The sequence below is a fragment of the Isoptericola sp. NPDC057391 genome, from assembly GCF_042668085.1.
GTDB lineage: Bacteria > Actinomycetota > Actinomycetes > Actinomycetales > Cellulomonadaceae > Isoptericola.
This window is the reverse complement of record NZ_JBHVBO010000249.1, coordinates 1-4,942: the sequence shown is the minus strand read 5'-3', so window position 1 is coordinate 4,942 and position 4,942 is coordinate 1. Positions and strand designations below refer to the sequence as shown.

Genomic DNA, 4,942 nt, shown 5'->3' with positions numbered 1-4,942 from the left:
CGACCGTGTCGACCGCAGGAGCGCTCGATCAGCGCTTCGAGTACTGCGGCGCCTTGCGCGCCTTCTTGAGACCGGCCTTCTTGGACTCGACCGCACGCGGGTCACGCGTGAGGTAGCCGGCCTTCTTCAGCGCGGGGCGGTTCGCCTCGGCGTCGATCGCGTTGAGCGCGCGGGCGATGCCCAGGCGCACCGCGCCGGCCTGGCCCGAGGGGCCGCCGCCGGTGATGCGGACGATGACGTCGAAGCGGCCCTCGACCTCGACCAGCTTCAGCGGCGAGTTCACGAGCTGCTGGTGCACCTTGTTCGGGAAGTAGTCCTCGAGGGTGCGACCGTTGATCTTCCACGTCCCGGTGCCGGGGACGAGGCGCACGCGCGCCACGGCCTCCTTACGGCGACCGACGGCTGCGCCGGGAGCGGTGATGGACTGGCCGCCGTCCGCGACGGGCGCGGCGGACTCAGAGGTGTAGGTGCTGGGCGTGTTCTCGTCCAGCTCGGTGTCGACGGTGGTCTCGGCCACTGTGAATCCTTCGCTTTGCATCCGGCAGCGGCTCAGGCCTGCTGCGAAACCTGGGTGATCTCGAACTGCTTGGGCTGCTGCGCCGCGTGCGGGTGCTCCGCGCCGCGGTAGACCTTCAGCTTGCCCAGCTGGTCGCGACCGAGGGACGTCTTCGGGAGCATGCCGCGCACGGCCTTCTCCACGGCCCGCTCGGGGTTCTTCTCGAGAAGCTCGCCGTAGTTGACCGAGCGGAGACCACCCGGGTAGCCGGAGTGGCGGTAGGCCAGCTTGGTCTCCCGCTTGTTGCCGCTCAGGGCGACCTTGTCCGCGTTGATGACGATGACGAAGTCACCGCCGTCGACGTGCGGGGCGAAGGTCGGCTTGTGCTTCCCGCGCAGGAGGGTGGCGACCTGGGACGCCAGGCGGCCGAGGACGACGTCGGTCGCGTCGACGACGTACCAGTCGCGCTGGACGTCGCCGGGCTTGGGGGTGTAAGTACGCACGGTTGCGTCACCTTTTCGTGTTCGGTGTCGTCGGGCGAGAAGCGGCGCCCGATGAGTCAGGTGTTGTGCGCGGGTGCTCCGGGTGGCGTCCTGGCCGTGGCGTCGTCGGTGCGAGTGGGCGCGCTGACGACGCGGGACGCCGGAGGCATAGCACAACGACGAGCCAGTTTAGCGGCGGCCGGGTACGGGGGTCAAAGCGACGCTGGTCACGCGTGCCCCGCGGGCACGGGCCGGGTCAGCGGCGGCCGCCGCCGAGCAGGCCGCCCAGGCTTCCGAGCACCCCGCCGACGTCGAGGCCGCCCGACGACCCGCCGCCCCCGAGCAGGCCACCGAGGAGGTCCCCGAGCCCGCCGCCCGCCGCGGACCGCTCCGCCGTCCCGCCGGGCGCGGGCGCCTGGCCGCCGCCGACCTTCTTCGACAGGTACGACAGCGCCAGCGGCGCCAGGATCGGGAGCAGCTTCTGCAGGATCCCCGAGTCGGTGCCGGCGGCACCGGACAGCTGCGCCACCACCTGGTCCTTCTTCGCGCCGAAGACGTGGTCCACGATCTTCTCGCCGTCCGCCGTGTCGACCTGCGCGACGTCGATCCCGCCCTCCACCAGGCCGGGGTCGTGCTGGGACAGGGCGCCCGCCAGGGACGCCGCGCCGGCGGGGTCGTCGGCGTTCGCCTTGAGCCCGCCGAAGAGCGCGGGGAGCGCCCCGCCCACCGCCCGCTGGGCCTGCTCGGCGTCGACGCCCAGCCGTCCGGCGATCTGGTCGATCGGGAGCTCGGCGAGCAGGTCGTCCAAGGACGCGTCGGCCGGTTCGCGGGACATGCTGGGCTCCTGTCGTGCCGCGCCCGGCGGGCGCACCTGCGAGCCACGCTAGTGCGCGACGCCGGCACCGCAACCGCGCGCCGACGGGGCTGCGGGCACGCCGCGACGGGTGCACCGTGGTGACATGACCCAGGAGACACCCGGCACCACCCCGGACCCCGAGACCGGCGCCGAGGGCGACGAGGACCAGCTCCCCCAGGAGGACACGCTCCTCGACCCCGAGCTCGACGACGTCCTCGACGAGGGCTACTCCCCCCTGGAGCGGTCGCGCTCGAACCACTGGGGCGAGACCGCGTGGGAGGAGTCCGCCGGCGAGCCGCTGGACCGTCGCCTCGCCGAGGAGCAGCCCGACGTCTGGGAGCGCGACCCGCTGGACCGCCCGGACACGACCCGCGCCGGTCGGCTCGCGGAGGACCCGTTCGCCGACCCGGGCGAGGACGGCGACCGCGAGAACGACGTCTACGGCGAGGACGCGGGGATCGACGGCGCGGGGGCCAGCGCGGAGGAGGCCGCGGTGCACTGGGTCGAGGAGCCGTAGCGCCCCGACGCCCGCCGCCCCGCGGGTCAGCCGGCGCCGACCTCGCCCGGGTCCCGCCGCGCGCGGACGCGCTCGGCGCGCGCCGCGAGCTCGTCGTCGTCCGGGTAGGCGACGTGCTCGAGCGTCAGCCCCCGCGCGGCGACGACGCCGGCCGCCGCCGAGCGGGACCGGCCCGCCAGCACCGCGGCGGGGTCGTCGGGGCCCCGGCGCCCCTCCCCCACGGCCAACGACATGCCGACCAGCGCGCGCACCATCGAGTGGCAGAACGCGTCGGCCTGCACGGTCGCGACGACCAGCCCGGCGTCGGGTCCGTCCACGGGACGCTCCCACGACAGGTGCGTGAGCTCGCGGATGGTCGTCGCGCCCTCGCGGGGCTTGCAGAACGCGGCGAAGTCGTGCAGCCCGACCAGCGGCTGCATCGCGCGGTGCATCGCGTCCACGTCGAGCGGGCGGCGGTGCCACAGCACCCAGTCGCGACGCAGGGGGTCGCGCAGCTCCGGGCGGTCGGCCACCCGGTAGGCGTACCGGCGGTGCAGCGCGGAGAACCGCGCGTCGAACCCGGCGGGCGCTTCCGCGGCCCGGTGCACGACGACGTCGGGCGGCAGCACGCCGGCCAGCCGGTCGGCGAGCGCGACGCCGGGCTCCCGGTCCGAACGGCCCGGCATCTCCTCCCAGCGCTCGCGCGGCACGTCGACGTGCGCGACCTGTCCGCGGGCGTGCACCCCCGCGTCCGTCCGCCCCGCCACCGTGAGCCGCGGGCGGGGCAGGCCGAGGGGTCCGGTGCGCAGCACGGTCGCGAGGGCGTCCTCCAGCACCCCCTGCACGGTGCGCAGGCGCGGCTGGGTGGCCCAGCCCGCGAAGTGGGTGCCGTCGTAGGCGAGGTCGAGCCGCACCCGAAGGGCGTCGGCGGGGGGTGTCGGCGTGCTCACCGCCCCATTGTGGCCGGATGATGTCCCGTGATGGTCGACCCCGGCGCCACGGCGCGCACCCCCGGACCCGGTCCCGGCGGCGGCACCTCCCGTGCCCCCGCTCCCTCCGACGTGCTCACCCTCGCCGTCGACTGCGGCGGCGGGGGCATCAAGGCCGCCGTGCTCGACTCCGCGGGCACGGCGCACGCGACCCCGGTGCGGGTCCCCACCCCCTATCCCCTGCCGCCGGACCTGCTCCTGGACACCGTGGCCGGCATCGCGGAGCGCCTGCCCGCCGCGCACCGGGTGACGCTCGGGATGCCCGGGATGATCCGGCACGGCGTGGTCGTCCACACGCCGCACTACGTCACGCGCTCGGGGCCGCGCTCGCGGGTGCTCCCGGAGCTCGTGGAGGCGTGGGCCAGCTTCGACGTCCGCGGCGCGCTCGCCCGCCGGCTCGGCGTGCCCGCCCTGGTGCTCAACGATGCCGAGGTGCACGGCGCCGGGGTCGTCGCGGGCTCCGGCGTCGAGCTCGTGCTCACGCTCGGCACCGGGCTGGGCTCCGCGCTGTTCGACGGCGGCCTGCTCGCGCCGCACCTGGAGTGGTCGCACGCCCCGGTGCGCCGTGGCGCGACGTACGACCAGTACATCGGCGAGCCGGAGCGGCGGCGGCTGGGCGACGGCCTGTGGTCGCGGCGGGTCGTGTCGATGGTCGACGGCCTGCGCCCGGTGTTCCTCTGGGACCGCCTGTACCTGGGGGGCGGCAACGCCCGCCGCATCACCCCGGCCGCCCTCGACCGCCTGGGCGACGACGTCGTCGTCGTGCCCAACTCCGCCGCCCTGGTCGGCGGCGCGCGGGCGTGGGACCTGCCCCTGTCCTGACGGCCCGGATCGGGCCCCGCTCGGCGGCTCCGGCGGCGACCTGCGCCTCGAGGAGGATCCGCGTGAACGCGACGGGCGCGTCGAGGCTCACGAGGTGGCGGGCGTGCGGTACCACGACCAGCCGCGTCGGCGCACCGCCGGCACGGGCCGCGGCGACGAACGCGCGCTCCTGGGCACGGAAGTGGTCGTACCGGCCGTTGACGAGCCACACGAGGCTGCTCGCGGCCGCGAGCGCGCCCAGGGTGTCGGTCGGGCCGAGCTCCTGCAGCACCTGGGCCATGGCGGTCAGCGCGTAGCCGCCGGCGCCCAGGTCCCGGGCCCCGTCGACGTCGAGCGCGAGGCGCACGAACGTCTCGTTGAGTCGGGCTCCGTGGTCGGGCCAGCCCTCGATCCAGCGGGCGAGCGACAGCCACGCCGGCCGCAGCGACGACGAGGACACCGTGCAGCACGCCGCGGCGACGAGGCCCGCGCTCTGCTCGGGATGGCGTGCGCGGTGCTCGATGGCGACGTACCCCCCGAGCGACAGGCCGGCCACCAGCGCGCGACCGCCCAGCGCGTCGACGTCGCGGCGGAGCGCCGCCACCGCGCCGTCGAGGGTGAACGGCTCGCCCCGGCGTGTGCCGTGCCCGGGCAGGTCGGTCGCGACGGCCGGGACCCCGGCGCGCTCCAGCGCCGCGAGCTGGCGTCGCCACATCGTCGCGGACGTGCGGGAGCCGTGCACGAGCACGACCGGCACGGGCGCGGGCCGGGGCGGCGCGTCGGGGCGGGCTGCCATGCGCCCCAGCCTAGGAACGACGAGAC

General features: G+C 75.9%; 7 protein-coding genes. 2 read left to right on the top strand and 5 right to left on the bottom strand.

Annotation, left to right across the window (positions count from 1 at the left end; translation table 11 throughout):
• Positions 1-28: 28 nt before the first annotated feature.
• The 3 genes from rpsI to ACFUVW_RS19565 all read right to left on the bottom strand — a co-directional run bounded on the left by rpsI (position 29) and on the right by ACFUVW_RS19565 (position 1,813).
• Positions 29-517, bottom strand: coding sequence for a 30S ribosomal protein S9 (gene rpsI, locus ACFUVW_RS19575; protein ID WP_429727868.1), 489 nt, complete (start codon positions 515-517; stop codon positions 29-31).
• A gap of 32 nt (positions 518-549) precedes the next feature.
• Positions 550-999, bottom strand: coding sequence for a 50S ribosomal protein L13 (rplM, locus tag ACFUVW_RS19570; RefSeq protein WP_429764738.1), 450 nt, complete (start codon positions 997-999; stop codon positions 550-552).
• Positions 1,000-1,234: 235 nt separating this feature from the next.
• The gene (locus ACFUVW_RS19565; protein ID WP_430572967.1) at positions 1,235-1,813 is read right to left on the bottom strand and encodes a DUF937 domain-containing protein; all 579 of its coding nucleotides are present in this window, start codon (positions 1,811-1,813) and stop codon (positions 1,235-1,237) included.
• A gap of 124 nt (positions 1,814-1,937) precedes the next feature.
• Here ACFUVW_RS19565 and ACFUVW_RS19560 point away from each other — a divergent pair, with 124 nt between their 5' ends.
• Positions 1,938-2,351, top strand: a complete 414-nt coding sequence (locus ACFUVW_RS19560; RefSeq protein ID WP_429764740.1) for a DUF5709 domain-containing protein — start codon at positions 1,938-1,940, stop codon at positions 2,349-2,351.
• Positions 2,352-2,377: 26 nt separating this feature from the next.
• Here the strand turns inward: ACFUVW_RS19560 and truA are convergent, their stop codons facing one another.
• Positions 2,378-3,280 (bottom strand): tRNA pseudouridine(38-40) synthase TruA, encoded by a 903-nt coding sequence (gene truA, locus ACFUVW_RS19555; RefSeq protein WP_430572966.1) that lies wholly within the window; start codon positions 3,278-3,280, stop codon positions 2,378-2,380.
• Positions 3,281-3,307: 27 nt separating this feature from the next.
• On the opposite strand from truA, the gene ACFUVW_RS19550 reads away from it, so the two are divergent.
• Positions 3,308-4,141 (top strand): ROK family protein, encoded by an 834-nt coding sequence (locus ACFUVW_RS19550; RefSeq protein ID WP_430572965.1) that lies wholly within the window; start codon positions 3,308-3,310, stop codon positions 4,139-4,141.
• Here the strand turns inward: ACFUVW_RS19550 and ACFUVW_RS19545 are convergent.
• Complete coding sequence (locus ACFUVW_RS19545) at positions 4,038-4,916, bottom strand: alpha/beta fold hydrolase (protein ID WP_430572964.1); 879 nt, start codon at positions 4,914-4,916, stop codon at positions 4,038-4,040. The genes ACFUVW_RS19550 and ACFUVW_RS19545 overlap by 104 nt on opposite strands.
• Positions 4,917-4,942 lie beyond the last annotated feature (26 nt).